The organism is Pedobacter steynii, assembly GCF_001721645.1.
GTDB classification, from domain to species: domain Bacteria; phylum Bacteroidota; class Bacteroidia; order Sphingobacteriales; family Sphingobacteriaceae; genus Pedobacter; species Pedobacter steynii_A.
Window position 1 is genome coordinate 5,522,247 of the sequence record NZ_CP017141.1, and the last position, 18,211, is coordinate 5,540,457.

Consider the following 18,211-nt stretch of genomic DNA (forward strand, 5'->3'; position numbering starts at 1 on the left):
AATTGGGGATATTATTAACCTAACCAATCGAACCACTTGAAAAGAAAAGACTTTCTCTACTTATCCGGAATAGGTATGGGGGCGTTACTGCTTCCCGATCTCTCTGCTTTCGGAAATCCAATAGATCCCTTACAAGCGTTGGAGGGAGTAGATGTTAAAATTAAAAAAGAACTGGCCGATGTAGCGTTAAACGCGGCAAAATCTAAAGGGGCCAGTTATGCCGATATCAGAATCGGACGGTACCTGAACCAGTTTATCGCCACCCGGGAGAAAAGAGTTCAGGGGGTAGCAAATACCGAGTCCTATGGAATCGGTGTACGGGTACTTGCAAATGGATGCTGGGGTTTTGCAGCAACGAATAAAGTAACGAAGGAAGATGTGGCGAAAGCCGCTGAACAGGCTGTGGCTGTTGCTAAAGCAAATGCTAAAATACAGGGTGAACCGGTTCAGCTGGCTCCTCAGAAAGGATTTGGTGAAGTAAGCTGGAAAACACCTATAGAGATCAATGCTTTTGAAGTCCCTGTAAAAGAAAAAGTAGACCTGTTGCTGAATGTGAATGATATTGCCATGCAGAATGGAGCTAGTTTTGTTAATTCCGTGATTTTTGCAGTCAACGAGCAGAAGTATTTCGCTTCCACAGACGGTTCTTATATCGATCAGGACATTCATCGTATTTATCCGTCCTTTAATGTAACAAGGATAGATCGGGAATCCGGAAAATTTCAGACGAGATCTGCCCTCAGCTCTCCAATGGGAATGGGTTATGAATATATGACTGCCCGTCCGGAGGATAAAGTACAGGGTGTGGTTACGCGTTATAAAGGCCGCTATGACATGCTGGAAGATGCGAAATCTGCAGCACTTAATGCCAGTGAAAAAGTAAAAGCCAAATCTGTTGAACCAGGAAAATATGATTTAGTTCTTGATCCTTCTCATTTATGGCTGACCATCCATGAATCTGTCGGCCATCCTACGGAATTGGATAGAGTATTAGGTTATGAAGCGAATTATGCAGGAACCAGTTTCCTTACTCTTGATAAATGGAAATCTAAAAATTTTAAATTCGGTAGCGATAAAGTAAATGTTATTGCAGATAAAACACAGGTGGGCTCATTAGGTGCGGTAGGTTATGATGATGAAGGAGTAAAATGTAAAAAGTGGGACATTATTAAGGATGGTGTGTTGGTAAACTATCAGGCTACCCGTGATCAGGCTCATATTATTGGATTAGATGAATCCCAGGGTTGTTGTTACGCTCAGGGATGGGATGACGTGCAGTTTCAGCGGATGCCCAACATCTCCCTCAAGGCAGGAAAAGAAAAACTGAGCGTGGACGACATGATTAAGAATGTGGAGAAGGGGATTTATATCATTGGAAATGGCAGTTTTTCTATTGATCAGCAACGCTATAATTTCCAGTTTGGCGGACAAACATTCTATGAGATTAAAAATGGAAAGATTGTGGGCATGCTGAATGATGTCGCTTATCAATCGAATACCCAGGAATTCTGGAATTCATGTTCTGCAATCTGCGACCAGAATGATTACCGTCTGGGCGGCTCTTTTAACGATGGTAAAGGACAGCCATCTCAAAGCAGTGCAGTGTCTCATGGTAGTGCAACTACCCGTTTTAATGGAGTTAATGTTATTAATACAGCAAGAAAGATTTAATTATGGCCATATTAAGTAAAGAAGAAGCTCAGGCAATACTAAAAAAAGTACTCAGCTTTTCAAAAGCAGATTCCTGTGAAATCAGTTTAAACGGATCAGATGGCGGAAACATCCGTTATGCCAGAAATGCGGTATCTACAGCCGGACAAATCAGTGTGATGGACCTGGCGGTAAGTTCAACTTTTGGCAAAAAAACCGGAACAGCTACGATTAATGAATTTGACGATGCTTCCCTTCAGAAGGTCGTAAAAAGGGCAGAAGAGCTGGCGATGCTGGCTCCGGAAAACCCGGAGTTTATGCCTTTGCTTGGACCTCAGGATTTTGAAGATTCCCCAACCTATAACGAAAGTACAGCTGCTATAACGCCGGATACCAGAGCAGAAATGGTGGGTAAAAGTTTACAGGTTTCTAAGGCAGCAAACCTGGAGGCCGCTGGATTTCTTGAGAATTCGACAAGGTTTGATGCGGTTATGAATTCAAAAGGCCTGTTTGCTTACAATAAAAGAACGAATGTGTCTTTCTCGGTTACTGTGAGAAATCAGGCAGGAACAGGGTCAGGGTATATCGAACAGCAATTCAATAACCTTGATAAAATGGATACGCTAAGCTTAAGTAAAATCGCTGCATCAAAAGCAACAGGTTCGGCAGGTGCAAAAGCGATAGAGCCAGGAAAATATACGGTCATATTAGAGCCACTTGCAGCCAGTGATATGTTGGGGAATATGTTCCGGGGATTTGATGCCCGCAGTGCAGACGAAGGCAGAAGTTTTATGAGTAAAAAAGGAGGAGGCACCCGTTTGGGGGAACAACTATTCTCTGAAAATGTAAGCATCTATTCAGATCCGATGCATCCCGAAGTTCCTTCGGCAGCATGGACAGAGGACGGCTTAAAAGTAAAAAGAACACAATGGGTGGAAAAAGGTGTGGTTAAAAATCTGTCTTACTCCAGGTATTGGGCCGGACAAAAAGGAGTAGAACCTGTTCCCTTTAACCGGAGTATTGTGATGGAGGGTGGCACTCAGTCGTTGGAAGAACTTATAAAAAGCACCGAAAAGGGAATTTTGGTCACCAGGTTCTGGTATATACGATCTGTAGATCCTCAGACTTTACTGTTAACTGGACTAACCAGGGATGGTACATTTTATATAGAGAATGGCGAGATTAAGTTCCCCGTTAAAAACTTCAGGTTTAATGAAAGCCCGGTGATTATGCTCAATAATGTGGAAGCATTGGGTAAACCGGTAAGAACGGGGAGTGGCATGATTCCACCAATGAAAATCAGGGACTTTACTTTTACTTCTTTGTCTGATGCAGTCTAGATTTATTTTAAAGGTATTTGTTGAAAAAGAAGCATTATTATTCAAAGGCTGGAATGTTTGCCCTGAAGGGGGCAAATCTTCCTATGCCTGTTCATAATAAGCATCTTTTTCCTGGAAGCCCACTTACCGCTTTAATTCCATAAAGCGGGGTTTATTAAGCGTAAAAGATTACCAAACGACTACTAAATTACAGAAATTGAGAAGAAGAGATTTTTTATATATGACCGGAATGGGCATAGGTGCCTCCATGGTTCAGGGCATGCCGGTTTTTGGAAAAGAAATTAGTGTGGAAGAAGCATTGACACCGGTCGATGTACGCTTAAAAAAAAGAATGGCTGATGTTGCCCTCAATGCAGCCCGCTCAAAAGGCGCTACTTATGCAGATGTACGCATAGGCAGGTATTTAAACCAGGTGATTGCCACCCGGGAAAACCAGGTGCAGAACATTGCCAATTCAGAGTCTTATGGAATGGGGGTCAGGGTAATTGCAAATGGTAGCTGGGGTTTTGCCGCAACGAATAATCTGGACAACGACAGCATTGCAAAAGCAGCAGAAATGGCGGTCGCCATTGCTAAAGGAAACGCAAAGCTGCTTGTGGAACCCGTACAGCTAGCAGCACAGAAAGGTTTTGGTGAGGTAAGCTGGAAAACTCCTGTGGAAATCAATGCTTTTGAGGTTCCGATTACAGATAAGGTGAACCTATTGCTGAATGCAAATAATGAAGCCATTAAAGGAGGGGCAAAATATGTGAATTCAAACCTGTTTATGGTCAATGAACAGAAATATTTTGCTTCTACAGATGGTTCTTATATCGATCAGGATATTCACCGCGTCTGGCCTACATTTACGGTAACCAGGATTGATCCGGCAGGAGGGAAATTTGAAAGCAGAAATGCACTAAGCGCACCAATGGGAATGGGTTTTGAATACCTGACACCCAAAGACAGCGAGCAGATCAAAGGTGGCCCTTTAACTATGTATAAGAAACGTTATGACCTGATTGGAGATATCAGGGAAGCAACAGTACATGTAGCAGAAAAGCTGAAAGCCAAACCAGTATTGCCAGGCAAATATGATCTTGTACTGGACCCTACGCATTTATTTCTTACCATTCATGAATCTGTTGGCCATCCTACGGAGCTGGACAGGGTGCTTGGTTATGAAGCTAATTATGCCGGAACCAGCTTCCTGACGCTGGATAAATGGGAGAGTAAGAAATTTAACTTCGGAAGTAAAGCAGTCAACGTTATCGCTGACAAGACGGAGCCTGGATCATTGGGTGCTGTTGGGTATGATGATGAGGGCGTGAAATGTGGCAACTGGGACATTATCAAAGACGGCATTCTGGTCAACTACCAGACCATACGGGATCAGGTTCACATTCTTGGTCTTAAAGCATCTCAGGCCTGTTGTTATGCAGATAGCTGGGAGAGCATCCAGTTCCAGCGAATGCCAAATGTTTCGCTGGCACCAGGTAAAGAACCGTTGAGTGCCGCAGACCTGGTTAAGGACGTAGAAAAAGGAATTTACATGTTTGGCAGGAATTCCTATTCTATCGATCAGCAGCGTTATAATTTCCAATTTAGTGCACAACTGGCCTATGAGATCAAAGATGGTAAAATAACCGGCATGCTTAAGGATGCATCCTATCAGGCCAACACCCAGGAGTTCTGGAATTCCTGTACTCAGCTTTGTGATCAGGATGACTACCGTTTAGGAGGAACATTTGCGGATGGAAAGGGGCAGCCCGGACAGGTGAGTGCCGTTTCCCACGGCAGCCCTACTTCCAGGTTTAACGGGGTGAATGTGATCAATACGGGAAGGAAATTAGGCTAAAAATATAGGGGGAGGTAAAGCCGGTAGACTGTAACTTTTACTGACAATTGGCGTCTGACAATTAATATTAATTAACCTTAAAAACCACCTTAACTTGAAAAGAAGAAATTTTATTTACTTATCAGGGGTCGGAGCTGCTGCTGCGATGCTCCCTGCCATTCCCGTTTGGGGGAATGAGATCTCCGTGGAAAGGGCATTAGAGTATATTGACCCCGCCGCGAAAAAAATCCTGACTGATGTAGCCATGAATGCAGCACGTTCAAAAGGGGCAACCTATACGGATGTGCGTGTGGGCCGTTACCTGAACCAATTTGTGGTAACCAGGGAAAATAAAGTACAGAATATCGTAAATACAGAATCTTATGGGGTTGGGATCCGTGTCATCGCAAATGGATGCTGGGGTTTTGCAGCAACGGATAAAATGGATAAAGACAGCATTGCAAAAGCTGCAGAGCTTGCCGTGTCTATTGCTAAAGAGAATGGCCGGCTACAGTCGGAACCTGTAAAACTGGCAGCACAAAAAGGATATGGAGAGGTCAGCTGGAAAGCTCCGATTGAGAAGAATGCCTTTGAAGTTCCCATTAAAGAAAAAGTAGACCTCTTGTTGTCCGTTAATGATGCAGCAATGAAAGGTGGAGCGGATTACATCAACTCCATTCTGTTTATGGTGAACGAGCAGAAATACTTTGCTTCCACTGATGGATCTTATATTGATCAGGACATTCATCGCATCTGGCCTACGTTTTTTATCACTAAAATCAATAAAGAGACGGGTAAATTTGAAACCAGAAATGCCTTAAGTGCACCTACAGGTAAGGGCTATGAGTATCTGGATGCCAGACCACAGGATAAAATAAAAACTGCTTCAGGTACACTCTATAAAGGTCGCTATGACATGCTTGAAGATGCAAAACAGGCTGCGACTCAAGTAGGTGAGAAATTAAAGGCTAAATCCGTAGAGCCCGGTAAATACGACCTGGTACTTGACCCATCGCACCTCTGGCTGACCATTCATGAATCCTGCGGACACCCGACAGAGCTGGATCGTGTACTTGGTTATGAAGCGAACTTCGCGGGCACAAGTTTCCTTACTTTGGATAAATGGGAGTCTAAAAAATTCAAGTATGGAAGTGCTGAAGTGAACATTACCGCTGATAAAACCGAAGAGGGCTCTTTAGGAGCAGTTGGATATGATGATGAAGGGGTGAAATGTGGTAAATGGGATGTGATTAAAGATGGGGTACTCGTGAATTATCAGGCGATCCGGGATCAGGCACATATTGTGGGATTGGAACACTCGCAGGGATGCTGTTATGCAGATAACTGGAGCAGCGTACAATTTCAGCGTATGGCCAATATCTCTTTGCAACCAGGCAAAAAGCCTTTGACCATTGCAGATCAGATCAAAAATGTGGAAAAAGGAATCTATATCGTCGGAGACGGTTCTTTCTCTATTGATCAGCAGCGCTACAATTTCCAGTTCGGAGGCCAGTTGTATTATGAGATTAAACAGGGTAAAATCGTAGGCATGCTCAAAGATGTCGCTTATCAGGCCAATACCCAGGAGTTCTGGAATTCCTGTTCTGCCATCTGTGATCAGAGTGATTACCGTTTAGGAGGATCATTTTTTGATGGCAAGGGACAGCCAAGTCAGTCGAGTGCAGTGTCCCATGGATCTGCTACCGCGCGTTTTAATGGAGTAAATGTGATCAATACAGCTAGAAAAATCGGATAGAAATCATGGCAATACTAACTAAAGAACAAGCCAAAGCACTTTTAACTAAAGTCCTTAGCTACTCAAAAGCAGAACAATGCGAAGTGAACCTCAACGGATCCGATGGAGGAAATATCAGGTATGCCAGAAGTTCAGTTTCTACCAGTGGCGGAATCAGTACAAACAGTCTGGTCGTAACCTCGGCCTTTGGAAAGAAATCTGGTGTAGCCACAATCAATGAATTTGACGAAGCCTCTCTGGAAAAGGTCGTACGGAGATCTGAAGAGCTGGCTCAGCTGGCACCCGAAAATCCGGAATTTATGTCTTTCCTTGGTCCACAGGAGTACGGACCTGATTCCCCGACATTTTCTGAAGCTACCGCTGCGATGGGACCTAAGGAAAGGGCCGACGCAGTGCAGGCCAGCTTAAATCAGGCAAAAGAAAATAAACTCAATGCTGCGGGATTCTTATCCAACAGTGCCGGTTTTTCGGCCATGATGAATAATAAGGGCCTATTTGCCTATAATAAATCCACAGATGTTGCTTTTAACATCACCATTAGAACCGAAGATGGAAAAGGTTCCGGATATGCCACTAAGGGATACAACGATTATACAAAGCTCAACACAAAGGCCGATACCGCTATTGCAGCAAAAAAAGCACTGGCTTCAGTATCTGCTAAAGCTATCGAACCTGGAAAATATACCGTTATCCTGGAGCCGACAGCGGTAGCAGTGATGTTGGAAAACCTGTTTTTTGACCTTGACGCCAGACAGGCCGACGAAGGCCGCAGCTCGATGAGCAAGCCGGGAGGGAAAACAAAAGTAGGAGAGCAACTGCTGGATGAAAGGGTAAATATATATTCTGATCCATGGAACCCGGAATTGCCGACCTCTACCTGGTCGGGCGATGGAAGACCTCAGCAAAAGGTTAACTGGATAGAAAAAGGAGTGGTGAAAAACCTCTATACTTCCAGATATTGGGCAGAAAAAACCGGTATTAAATCACTCCCTTCTCCTGATGGGGCAATCATGCCGGGAGGAACAAAAAGTCTGGAGGAATTGATAAAAGGAACAGAAAAAGGAATTTTGGTAACGAGGTTATGGTATATACGTTCAGTAGACCCACAAACCTTACTGCTGACAGGCCTGACCAGAGATGGTACGTTTTACATTGAGAATGGAGAGATCAAATTCCCTGTCAAAAATTTCAGGTTCAATGAAAGTCCGATTATCATGTTGAACAATCTGGAAGAAATGGGTAGATCTGAAAGAACAGTGAGTGCAGAATCTAATGCAAACTATCTGTTACCCCCATTAAAAATAAGAGACTTTACCTTTACTTCTTTATCGGACGCGGTTTAGTACGAAATCTTAAAATAAAAAGAAGCATGCTAAGAAAAGGCCTTAGGAAATTTGCTCCTCTTCGGGGCAAAGATTCCAGCCTTTGAATAGTATGCTTCTTTTTATAAAAGCAGGATCTACTTCAAAATCCGGTTAATTATTAATGTTTGGATTGTTGTTCAGCTCCGTCAAAGGCAAAGGGATCAGGTAATAAGAACTGTTTGGAGTAAATGCACTCTTATCCGGGAACCTCAAAGTAGTATGTTGTTTGGCCAATACTTCTTTGGTTTTTCCATCAGGAGTGGTTACTGTTACTTTTAGGGGTTCTCCGTCTGTACCCAGTGCCGGAAGTCTGACTACAGCAGATTGGGTTCTCAGGATATCAGATAAGGAAAACCCTTCTCCCCAGAGCTCTTTCCTTCTTTCAATCAGAATCGCAGCAATCACCTCTTCCTTAGACTTTGATCCCAGATCAAACGGTGTGGCCTGTCTGGCGCTCAACAATTCATTCAGCCTAAGCGCAGCATTGGTCAGATCGCCGTTTCGGGCATAACCCTCGGCCGCAATAAGGGTCATTTCTGCAGACCTCATCATCACGATATCAGCTGTTACATCCGGACGGAATTTGAATTTCTGATAGCGTAAATAGCCCTCACGTCCAGGTAATCCATCCCAAAGAAACAGTTTTGCCCTGATGTCTGTTGCATCAAACAGCTTTTTAAAATTAGGATCAGCCATAAAGCTGTAATAATAGGAAGAAGCGCTGCTCACATCCAGAAAGTGGAAAGTATAACTTGCTGTACTTTGATCAGCTTGTTGTCCGTGCCCCCAGATCCATTCACTGTTCTTCAGGTCATTGAAACCATTGGCATATTCGGCAACAGGCATATAGCTGTAATTCTTCTTAGCAGCTAATGCTTCCTGCGTAGCAAGATCCCATTTTCCCATGTTCAGGTAGGTTCTGGCTAATAAACCGTGTACCACATCAATATTGATCTTGTATTTTGTGGTATTCGGACGATTATAAGCAGGCAGCAATTGCGAAGCCTGATTTAAATCAGACACAATCAGTTTATAGATATCCTCCACACTTGACCTGGGCTTAGCCACTGTTGTTGGTGTAGTCGGTTCTGTGTAAACCGGCACCCCTTTAGCCAAAGGGTTAAGCTGATAATTGAATTGATAATAGGTAACCAGGTTCAGGTAGCTGTTTGCCCTTAACGCAAGGGCCTGGCCCTTAATTCTGGCTTTCTTATCTTCTGGTCCTGTTGCAGCATCAATTTTAGTAATGATGTTATTGCAGTTATCGATCACCTTGTACAATATCGTCCATATCGCACCTAAACGGGTCTGATTACTTGCATGAGTGAAGTTATAAGAATCCCTGTAACCATATTTATTTGGAATGACGGCCACATCATCCCCCATGGCATCACTGGTCCTCAAAATGGTAGAGTATCCTGGATTGGCAAAAGTGAAATAGGTATCCTGCATGTAAGACCAGGTACCGTTCAGTACAGTTTCAATATTGTCGGCATTGGCATAAATCAATGCGGATTCCACCGAATTGGTGGGACTGGTATTCAGCTCTTTCTTGCAACCAGCAAATGGAAGCAGGAGGGATGCAGCAGCTATATATGTGAATTTTTTTAGATTCATTGTCTTAAGAATTAGAAAGTAAGGTTAAGTCCGGCAGAGAAAGTTCTCATGGAAGGATATCTGAAATAAGTTGTTCCTTCAATAGTCTGTTCAGGGTCCATTCCTTTATGACCATAGAAAGTAAGCAGGTTTTCACCGGTAAGTGTAAGTTTCAAATTGGCAAGACCCCATTTACTGGCGATGGCTTTAGGCAGACTGTAACCAATCGTCAGATTTTTAAGACGCGCATAAGTGGCGCTATAAAGAAATCTTGTTGAAGACTGTGTCCAGCCCGCATCGTCTACATTTAATCTTGGCACATTGGTGTTTCGGTTTTCAGGCGTCCAGTGCGTCAGAATTTCTGTTGACCAGGGTCTTCCTATAGAACTTCCTGCATGCATAAGGCCGGTATAATCATTATCCAGGATTTTACCTCCAATGCTGTATCCCAGCAGTGCAGAAATTTCAAATTCTTTATAATTAAAGGAATTGGAGATCCCGCCTACAAGGTCAGGTAAAGAAGTCCCCTGAACGTATTGACTGGCCGCTGAATAGTTATTGGTCGTCACCTTATTTCCATTGGCATCGTCCATATACCATTGCGGGTCTCCGTTTTCAGGATTGACTCCTGCCCATTCTCTAAGGTAGAAATCGGAGGATGTTCCGCCTACACGCATGATTTTCGTTGCCGTTTTAATATCACTTTGTGGAAGAGCAGTAATGGTATTTTTATAGTGTGTAGCATTCAGGCTGATGGTCCATCTGAAATCTGTGGTACGTACAGGAACAGCATTTAACTGAACTTCTATACCGGTATTTTTTAAGGCGCCGATATTCTCGTCTATAGAGCCAAATCCCAGTGAGGGGGCTTTAGGGCGACTAAATAATAAGTCCTTAGACCTTCTGTCGAAATATTCTATGGTACCACTGATGCGGTCATGGAACAAACCAAAATCAAGCCCGATGTTTAAGTTCAGGTTAGATTCCCATTTCAGGTCCGGCGTTTCCAGTCTGGAAGTAACCAATCCGTTTTCACCCAGATTACTTCTGATGGAATAGAGACCTTTATAGGCATAATAACTTCCGATATTGTCATTTCCCTGTGCACCATAACTGCTTTTTAAAGTCAGGGTGCTCAACCATGGCGTTTCTTTAAGAAAATCTTCTTCCGAAACTTTCCAGGAAGCACCCAGTGACCAGAATGTTCCCCATCGTTGAGCGGGAGAGAACCTGGAAGTTCCATCGGATCTTAGTGATGCGGAAAGGAAATACCGTTTTTTATAATCATATTCAGCTCTTCCAAGGAAACTCAATAAGGTGTAATCAATAGAATTTCCATCAAAACCTGTGATTTGTGCCGCAGCATCCGGTTCATAAAAACCAGGCAGAACGAAACGTTGTTTGGAACCGGAGATCACCCGGTAATTGTATTTATAAAGCTCTTGTCCGGCCAATAAATTAATATGATGATCTTCTTTAAAGGTTTTATCGTAAGTCAGGATATTATTCCATGTCCAGGAATAGGTTCTGCTGTTACTTTTAGATACCGAACCCTGGATAGGTGCACCGTCTCCCAATAGTGGATTGCTGAAATTATGGGTGTTGGTGTTTACAAAATCACCGCTGTAGGTGGTTTTAAACTTCAGTTCCGGAATAATAGTCGCTTCCAGGAAGGTCCTTGCAGATACATTATCTTTTAATATTTCAGATTTGTCCAGCCCAACTGTAGCAGGGAGGTTACTTCTTGGAATCGCTGAAGCAGGTCGGTAGGCACCAAAATCATACACTTTATTGCCATTTGCATCCAGCTTATAAGACCCATCAGGATTGCGCTCATAGATCGGATAAAAGCCAGGGATAGCTCTGGAGTATTGGATGACATTGGAAGTTTTGCTGTCTTCTGAGGTTGGATAATCCTGGGCCGTGTTCGCTGCAGAGATATTCAGCCCTGCAGTGAGCCATTTCTTAGCCTGTGTGGTCAGGTTTACTCTGGCATTATAACGTTTGTAACCGGAGCCCAATGCAATACCTTTATCATTAAGGTAGCCACCTGAGATGTAATATTGTCCTTTTTCATTACCACCACTGAAACTGAGGTCTGCCTGAGTACGTCTTGCCGTCTGTTGGGTCGCATCTCCCCAGTCATCATTCCACAATGCTTTTGCTCCGGGAACAATCTTTCCATCTAATCCAACAGGATTGGGATAGTTTACACCGTAAGGGTTAATACCAAGATCGGTAATGAGCTGACGGTTTGCAGCAAGGCCCAGCTGTTCATCCGTATAAGTTGGATTAGATATCTGTTGCTTGTTTTTGGCTGCCAGCCAGTATTTTTCAAAGTATTGATCTGTCGTTACCTGTTCGTAGTCTTTTACTGAACGGTTGGAAATTCCCTGACTAAAGCTGGCATTAATCTGTGTATCACTGCCTCTTTTTCCGGTTTTTGTAGTGATGATAATGACTCCGTTAGCTCCCCTGGAACCATATAGGGCACTGGAGGCAGCATCTTTAAGCACACTTATCGACTCTATATCACTTACATTTATAGCACTTAAATCTCCTGAAAACGGATTTCCATCCACCACATAAAGAGGAGAACTGGAAGCATTAATGGAGCCAATTCCACGGATCCGGATGGTGGCAGAAGTTCCGGGCTGACCGCTGGAGGAGACTGCCTGGATTCCAGGAGCCATGCCTTGCAATGCTTTAGTCAGGTTGGATACCTGGCGGTTTTGAAGCTGATCTCCGTTGATGCGGGAAACAGATCCGGTAATGTCTCTTCTTTTAGTAGTACCATAGGCAACTACAACCACTTCATCCAATTCATTGGAAGCGTCAGCCAATACCACGTTTAAGGTGTTGCCGGATTTTGCGCTGATCTCCTGACTGGAGAAACCTAAGAAGGAGAAGGTAAGTGTTTCCTGAGCCCGACTTAATTTAAGATTGAAATTACCAGACTGATCAGTCGTGGTCCCTGATTTTGACCCCTTAATCAGGATACTTACCCCAGGGAGGGGGAGGTTGGTTCCTTTTTCAATTACCTTACCGGAAACCTGATAGATGTCCTGAGCTTTAGCGAATTGAATGAAGAACAAAAGAAATAAAATAGATAACCTTGTTTTCATTTGAATAATTGTTCGTTAATTAAAAATTGTGCTTTCCCTAAAGCTTTCCGGACGGAAATTTCAGGCAATAGTATTCCCCGGCCCCTTAAAGGACAGTAGAGAATATTTAAATGTTAATACAGGATTAAGCCATACAACAACACATTCGATGTGCTGTCGGGCGGTTTAGAATTAGGCTTGCTGTGAAGTCAGCAATTTGATGGAAATAAAGTAGAAAATTGTTCATAATGTGTCTTTGCTTGTGCGTATCATCCGTTACGGCTGCAAATATAATTAAAAACACTACTAAATCTGTAGACTTTAAGTAATATCTATCAGAAAATTGTCATAAGAGCTTTAGGAGCTTCTTTTACAGTCCGATAATTTCAACACAACAACGACATCTCAAAGAAGATAATTGATAATTAAGGATAAAGACCTTGCTTTTTTGCATCAGAAGAAAGGGAGATGGAATGAGGGCATAGAAAATTTGCCCCTTCAGGCAAAGATTTCAGCCCGAAAACATCTCCCTTTTTTAATTTTTACTCCATCAGTAACTTACTGAAATATTTAGGGAATTCAACATAGCCCTGCCGCTCATAAAACCGGTGAGCTGCAGTTCTGCGAATACTCGAATGAAGTTCTATTCTATTACATTTTCTTGCTTTCGCCAGCAGGACGCAATATTCCTCCATTTCTTTCCCCAACCCACGACTCCTTAAGTTATGGTCAACAGCAAAGTAACTGACCATAGCAAAATCTCCGGGGTAAGCGATCTGAGGTAAAAAGTGTATGGACATAAAAGCAACCACCTCATTATTCAGCTCATATACGATCAACGCATGATCGGGGTGAGCAATTAACTGAGTCAGTCTTTCTGCTACCAGATTTTCTGCTGTAGGATGTTCCAGTTGCGCTAATAAAGCCCCTATGGCCTGCGTATCTTCTTGTCTTGCTGTTCTTATGCCCATAACCTAAAGAATAGATTTATTAAATCTTCGCTGGTAAAAATAAGATTCTCCCTGATCAATTCCAGCCGCCACCCAATGCGCGGTATAAATTTACGATCGCATGTAACTGCTGACTTTGGTCATTGATCCCTTTTAATTCAGCTGTTAACAGGTTTTGCTCCGCTGCAAGTACATCGGTGTAATTCGTATTTTTACTATTGTTCAACAATTCCTTATTGAATTCTACTGCCTGGGTCAGTGCTTTTAGTTGTTTATTGCGTTTTTCTGCCTTTTGGCTGGCATGTTCATAAGCAGATAAGGCATCTGAAACTTCCTGACTTGCCTTTAGAAGCGAGTATTCAAAAGTATAAAGTGCTTGCTGCTGCTTAGACTCTGCGGTGTTTAACCTCGCTTTATTAATTCCCTTATTTAGGATAGATTGAGTTAACCCTCCTGCGATATTTCCAAATAAACCAGTACTGCTAAGCCAGTTACTCAAACTTAGGCTGGAAAAACCTCCGGCAGCTGTAATACTCAGAGAAGGATAGAAGTAGGTTCTTGCCACATTGCTGTTTTCAAACGCAGCCCTGAACTCATATTCTGCTTGCTGTACATCCGGGCGGTAAGCCAGGAGCTGAGCAGGGACTCCTGGTTTTAAATCATAGGATAATCGTTGCTGCGCTAAGGATGTTCTGCTAATTTTTGATGGTGATCTGGCCAGCAGAATACATAGTGCATGCTCCGTTTCTTTAATCTTCTGTTCCAGATCAGGAATGGCCAGCTCGGCTTCATAGTAATTGGCCTCACTTTGTACAACTGCCACGCCATTTAAAATGGAGCTTTCAAATAGTAACCTGATGGCTTCCGCATCCGCGGCCCTGTTTTGTGCTGTTTTTTGAGTGACGATCAATTGTTGATCCAGACTAAGCAGTTCAAAATAATGATTTGCAATATCCGCAATCAGCTGAGTTTGAACAGCCCGCTTTGTGGCATCACTGGCCAGGAGCGTTGCATAGGCCGCCCGCTTGGCACTGCTGAGTTTGCCCCAGATATTGAGCTCCCAGTTGGTGCTGATTCCAAGATCATATTGAGTGGAGTTGTCAATCATCCCAAAACCCTGAGGGAAGGCAAGTCTGCTTTGTTTTACAGATACATTCCCATTTACACCAGGCAGAAAGGCAGCTTTGCTCATTCTGAGATTGATTTTTGATTCGTTAATGCGCTCCACAGCAATCTTTAGGTTCAGGTTTGCGGCTAATCCTTGCCGGATCAGCTGATTTAACGCAGTATCTGTAAATAGTTCGGACCATTTCATCGCAGCCATGCTGCTGGTATCTGTGTTGGTCACATCCCGGTAGCCTGAAGCCGGAGTAACTTCAGGTTTATGATAAGGTTTGGTAACTTTACATGAAGTCCATAATCCAATGGAAATCAATGAAAATATAAATATGTGAAGTGTTTTCATGATAGTAACTTAAATGATTTCTGGTAATGGGCGTGGAGCATGATTTGGTGTGGGGATACCTGAGACTTTTTCATGTGCGGATTGGAAAATAATGAACAAAACCGGAATAACAAATACACCAAACAGGGTGCCGATGAGCATTCCTCCAACCGCTGCAGTACCGATGGAGCGATTGCTGAGTGCCCCCGCACCGGTTGCCATCATTAAAGGAACAAGGCCGAATATAAAGGCAAATGAAGTCATCAGAATCGGCCTTAACCTTGCTTTTGCACCATAGATGGCAGATTGCACAATGCTTCTGCCGCTTAGTCGGTGCATCAATGCAAACTCGACAATCAAAATGGCATTCTTGGCCAACAATCCAATCAGCATAATTAAACTGATCTGAAGAAAAATATTGTTGTCGATATTAAAGAGATTGGCGAAAATAAATGCACCGGCCAATCCGATTGGCAATGACAGCAGAACGGAAAATGGCAGAATGTAGCTTTTGTATTGAGCGCTCAACAGGAAATAGATGAAGACCAGACAAAGGGCAAAGATCATGACAGTCTGACTCCCGCTGGATAACTCTTCCCTGGTTAAGCCGGAAAACTCATAGGTATAACCTCGGCTTAAAGTCTGGGCAGCAACTTCTTCTATTGCCTTAATTGCATCTCCGGAACTATAACCTTTATTTGGTGAGCCCGTTACAGTAGTTGAGGTGAACAAATTAAACCGGTTAATAAACTCCGGACCATAGGTCTTTTTTAACGTAACAAATTCAGAAATGGGAGCCATAGCGCCCTGATCTGTTCTGACATACACTTTGTTGATATCCGCTTCCTTTTCTCTGAAATCGGGATGGCTTTGCATCATCACCCGGTACTGTTTTCCAAACTTATTAAAGTCTGAGGCATAGACCCCTCCGAAATAACCCTGCAAGGTATTCAGTACAGCGTTCACACTTACCCCGGCATCTTTGCACTTCTCTACATTTACGTTCACCTCCAGTTCCGGGAATCCGATGTTAAATGGACTTGTGGCATACATAATCTCCGGACGCTGGTTAATGGCAGCCATAAATTTACCGATGGATTTGGCAAATTCCTTGTAATCGCCCCCGGTTCTGTCCTGTAACTGAACTTCGAAACCATTGTTATTTCCAAATCCCTGTAGGGTCGGGGCGGCAAAGAAAATTACTTTAGCTCCTTTGATATGTGCCGTTTTAGCAAACAATTGATTTACTACAGCGCTAACGTCCTGATTTTTCCCTTTTCTTTCTTTCCATGGTTTCAGACGTATAAACAAAGCCCCGTAAGAGCCTCCAAACCCATTGATAAGGTCCATTCCCGCCAGTCTGGAGGAAAGTTCCACTTCCGGGATACTTCTGGCAATACTGTCTACCTGATTGGTGATCTCCTCTGTTCTCTCCAGTGTAGCCGAGGGGGGCAGGATGACGTCTCCATAAATAGCACCACCATCTTCATTTGGTACAAATCCGGTTGGTGTAGTTCTTAACAGCGTATAAAAAATAAAGCCAAATAGTAGAATCCCGATAATTGAAATCCACTTTCTGCGGATCAGGAAACGCACAGCACGCATGTATTTCCCGGTTACAGCATCGAAGGCCGTATTAAACCCTGCATAGAAAGCAGGCAAAAATCCTTTGGGCTGATGTTCCTCACCAGGCTGATGCGGCTTTAAAAAGATGGCACAAAGTGCCGGACTTAGGGTCAGCGCATTCACGGCAGAAATGACAATCGCCACTGCAAGCGTCAAACCAAATTGTTTGTAAAATACACCTGCTGAGCCAGTGATGAAGGTTACAGGAACAAATACAGCCGACATAATCAGAGTGATGGACACAATAGCCCCGCTAATTTCACTCATGGCGTGAATCGTTGCTTTTTTAGCCGATTTGGCACCCTGATCCAACTTGGCATGAACGGCCTCAACCACTACAATAGCATCATCCACCACAATTCCAATCGCCAGAACGAGTGCAAATAAAGTCAGCAGATTGATGGTGAAGCCAAAGAGTTTCAGGAAAAAAAACGTACCAATGATAGCTACCGGAACTGCAATGGCCGGAATAAGGGTAGACCTGAAATCCTGAAGAAAGATAAATACGACAATAAAAACAAGGATAAAAGCTTCTACAATGGTATAGATTACTTTTTCTATTGAGGCATCCAAAAACTCGTTGGCATTTAGAAAGGTATGATATTCTACTCCGGGAGGGAAATCTTTACTTGCTTCTTTCAGAATGTTTTCACAAGCGATGATTAGTTCTCTCGCGTTGGACCCTGAAGATTGACTTATCGCTCCTCCGGAAGATACCTTTCCCTGAGTCACCAGGGAGGTGGTGTAATCAAGCGCGCCGAATTCAATTTTTGCGACATCCTTCAATCGGATCAGACCGCCCTGGCGGGCGCTGCGAAGCACGATATTTTCGAACTGCATCTCCTCATCCAGTCTGCCGGTGTATTTTAATGCATATTGAACGGACTGCCTGCTATTTTCACCTATCTTGCCCGGGGCAGCTTCAATATTCTGCTCTTTTAATGCGGCTATTACATCATCTGGTACCATTCCATGATTGGCCATAGCATCTGGCTTAAGCCAGATTCTCATGGAATACTCCTGATTTCCATAAATGACAGCCTCACCAACACCTTCTACACGTTTCATCTGGGGCATGATATTAATTCTCAGGTAATTGTCCAGGAACTTTTGATCATAGGCCTTGTCTTTACTATATATCAGGAAGCTGAAAGCAGTACTACTCAGCTTCTTGCTGGTGGTAATGCCAGCCTTAATTACTTCATTTGGAAGTAAACTGGTTGCTTTTGTCACCCTGTTCTGAACATTTACTGCGGCCTGATCAGGATCAGTTCCCTGCTTAAAGAAAATAGTAATGGTTGCACTTCCGTTATTGCTGGCTGTGGAAGTCATATAGGTCATATTTTCAACACCATTGATCTGCTCTTCAAGTGGTACAATAACACTTTTCATGACTACATCCGCATTGGCACCCTGATAAGCAGCAGTCACGGCAACTGTTGGAGGAGCAATTTCAGGATATTGAGATACGGGTAGGGATAGGAGGCCGAGAAGCCCCAGAATAACGATAATGACCGATATGACTGTCGACAGTACCGGGTTTTCAATAAATTTTTTTAACATAT

General features: G+C 43.3%; 10 protein-coding genes. 5 read left to right on the plus strand and 5 right to left on the minus strand.

What is annotated here, in order from left to right:
• Positions 1-36: 36 nt before the first annotated feature.
• From BFS30_RS22810 to BFS30_RS22830, 5 genes are all read left to right on the plus strand, one after another.
• Positions 37-1,671: a TldD/PmbA family protein gene (locus BFS30_RS22810; RefSeq protein ID WP_069381403.1), complete on the plus strand. Its 1,635-nt coding sequence runs from the start codon at positions 37-39 to the stop codon at positions 1,669-1,671.
• Between the two features lie 2 nt (positions 1,672-1,673).
• Positions 1,674-2,990, plus strand: a complete 1,317-nt coding sequence (locus BFS30_RS22815) for a TldD/PmbA family protein (RefSeq protein WP_069381404.1) — start codon at positions 1,674-1,676, stop codon at positions 2,988-2,990.
• A gap of 196 nt (positions 2,991-3,186) precedes the next feature.
• Entirely contained in the window at positions 3,187-4,827 is a 1,641-nt protein-coding gene (locus BFS30_RS22820; protein ID WP_069381405.1) for a TldD/PmbA family protein, read from the plus strand.
• Positions 4,828-4,921: 94 nt separating this feature from the next.
• Positions 4,922-6,562 carry a TldD/PmbA family protein gene (locus BFS30_RS22825; protein ID WP_069381406.1) on the plus strand — a complete coding sequence of 547 codons (1,641 nt, stop codon included), beginning with the start codon at positions 4,922-4,924 and terminating at the stop codon, positions 6,560-6,562.
• A 5-nt stretch (positions 6,563-6,567) separates the two neighbouring features.
• Positions 6,568-7,905, plus strand: a complete 1,338-nt coding sequence (locus BFS30_RS22830) for a TldD/PmbA family protein (protein ID WP_069381407.1) — start codon at positions 6,568-6,570, stop codon at positions 7,903-7,905.
• Between the two features lie 132 nt (positions 7,906-8,037).
• Here BFS30_RS22830 and BFS30_RS22835 read toward each other — a convergent pair whose 3' ends face one another.
• The 5 genes from BFS30_RS22835 to BFS30_RS22855 all read right to left on the minus strand — a co-directional run bounded on the left by BFS30_RS22835 (position 8,038) and on the right by BFS30_RS22855 (position 18,209).
• Complete coding sequence (locus tag BFS30_RS22835) at positions 8,038-9,543, minus strand: RagB/SusD family nutrient uptake outer membrane protein (RefSeq protein ID WP_069381408.1); 1,506 nt, start codon at positions 9,541-9,543, stop codon at positions 8,038-8,040.
• Between the two features lie 11 nt (positions 9,544-9,554).
• A complete protein-coding gene (locus BFS30_RS22840; RefSeq protein ID WP_208603001.1) occupies positions 9,555-12,647 on the minus strand; it encodes a SusC/RagA family TonB-linked outer membrane protein in 3,093 nt (1,030 codons plus the stop codon).
• Positions 12,648-13,168: 521 nt separating this feature from the next.
• Positions 13,169-13,597 carry a GNAT family N-acetyltransferase gene (locus BFS30_RS22845; RefSeq protein WP_069381410.1) on the minus strand — a complete coding sequence of 143 codons (429 nt, stop codon included), beginning with the start codon at positions 13,595-13,597 and terminating at the stop codon, positions 13,169-13,171.
• 55 nt (positions 13,598-13,652) lie between these two features.
• Positions 13,653-15,041 (minus strand): efflux transporter outer membrane subunit, encoded by a 1,389-nt coding sequence (locus BFS30_RS22850; protein ID WP_069381411.1) that lies wholly within the window; start codon positions 15,039-15,041, stop codon positions 13,653-13,655.
• A 9-nt stretch (positions 15,042-15,050) separates the two neighbouring features.
• Entirely contained in the window at positions 15,051-18,209 is a 3,159-nt protein-coding gene (locus BFS30_RS22855) for an efflux RND transporter permease subunit (RefSeq protein ID WP_069381412.1), read from the minus strand.
• Positions 18,210-18,211: the final 2 nt, after the last annotated feature.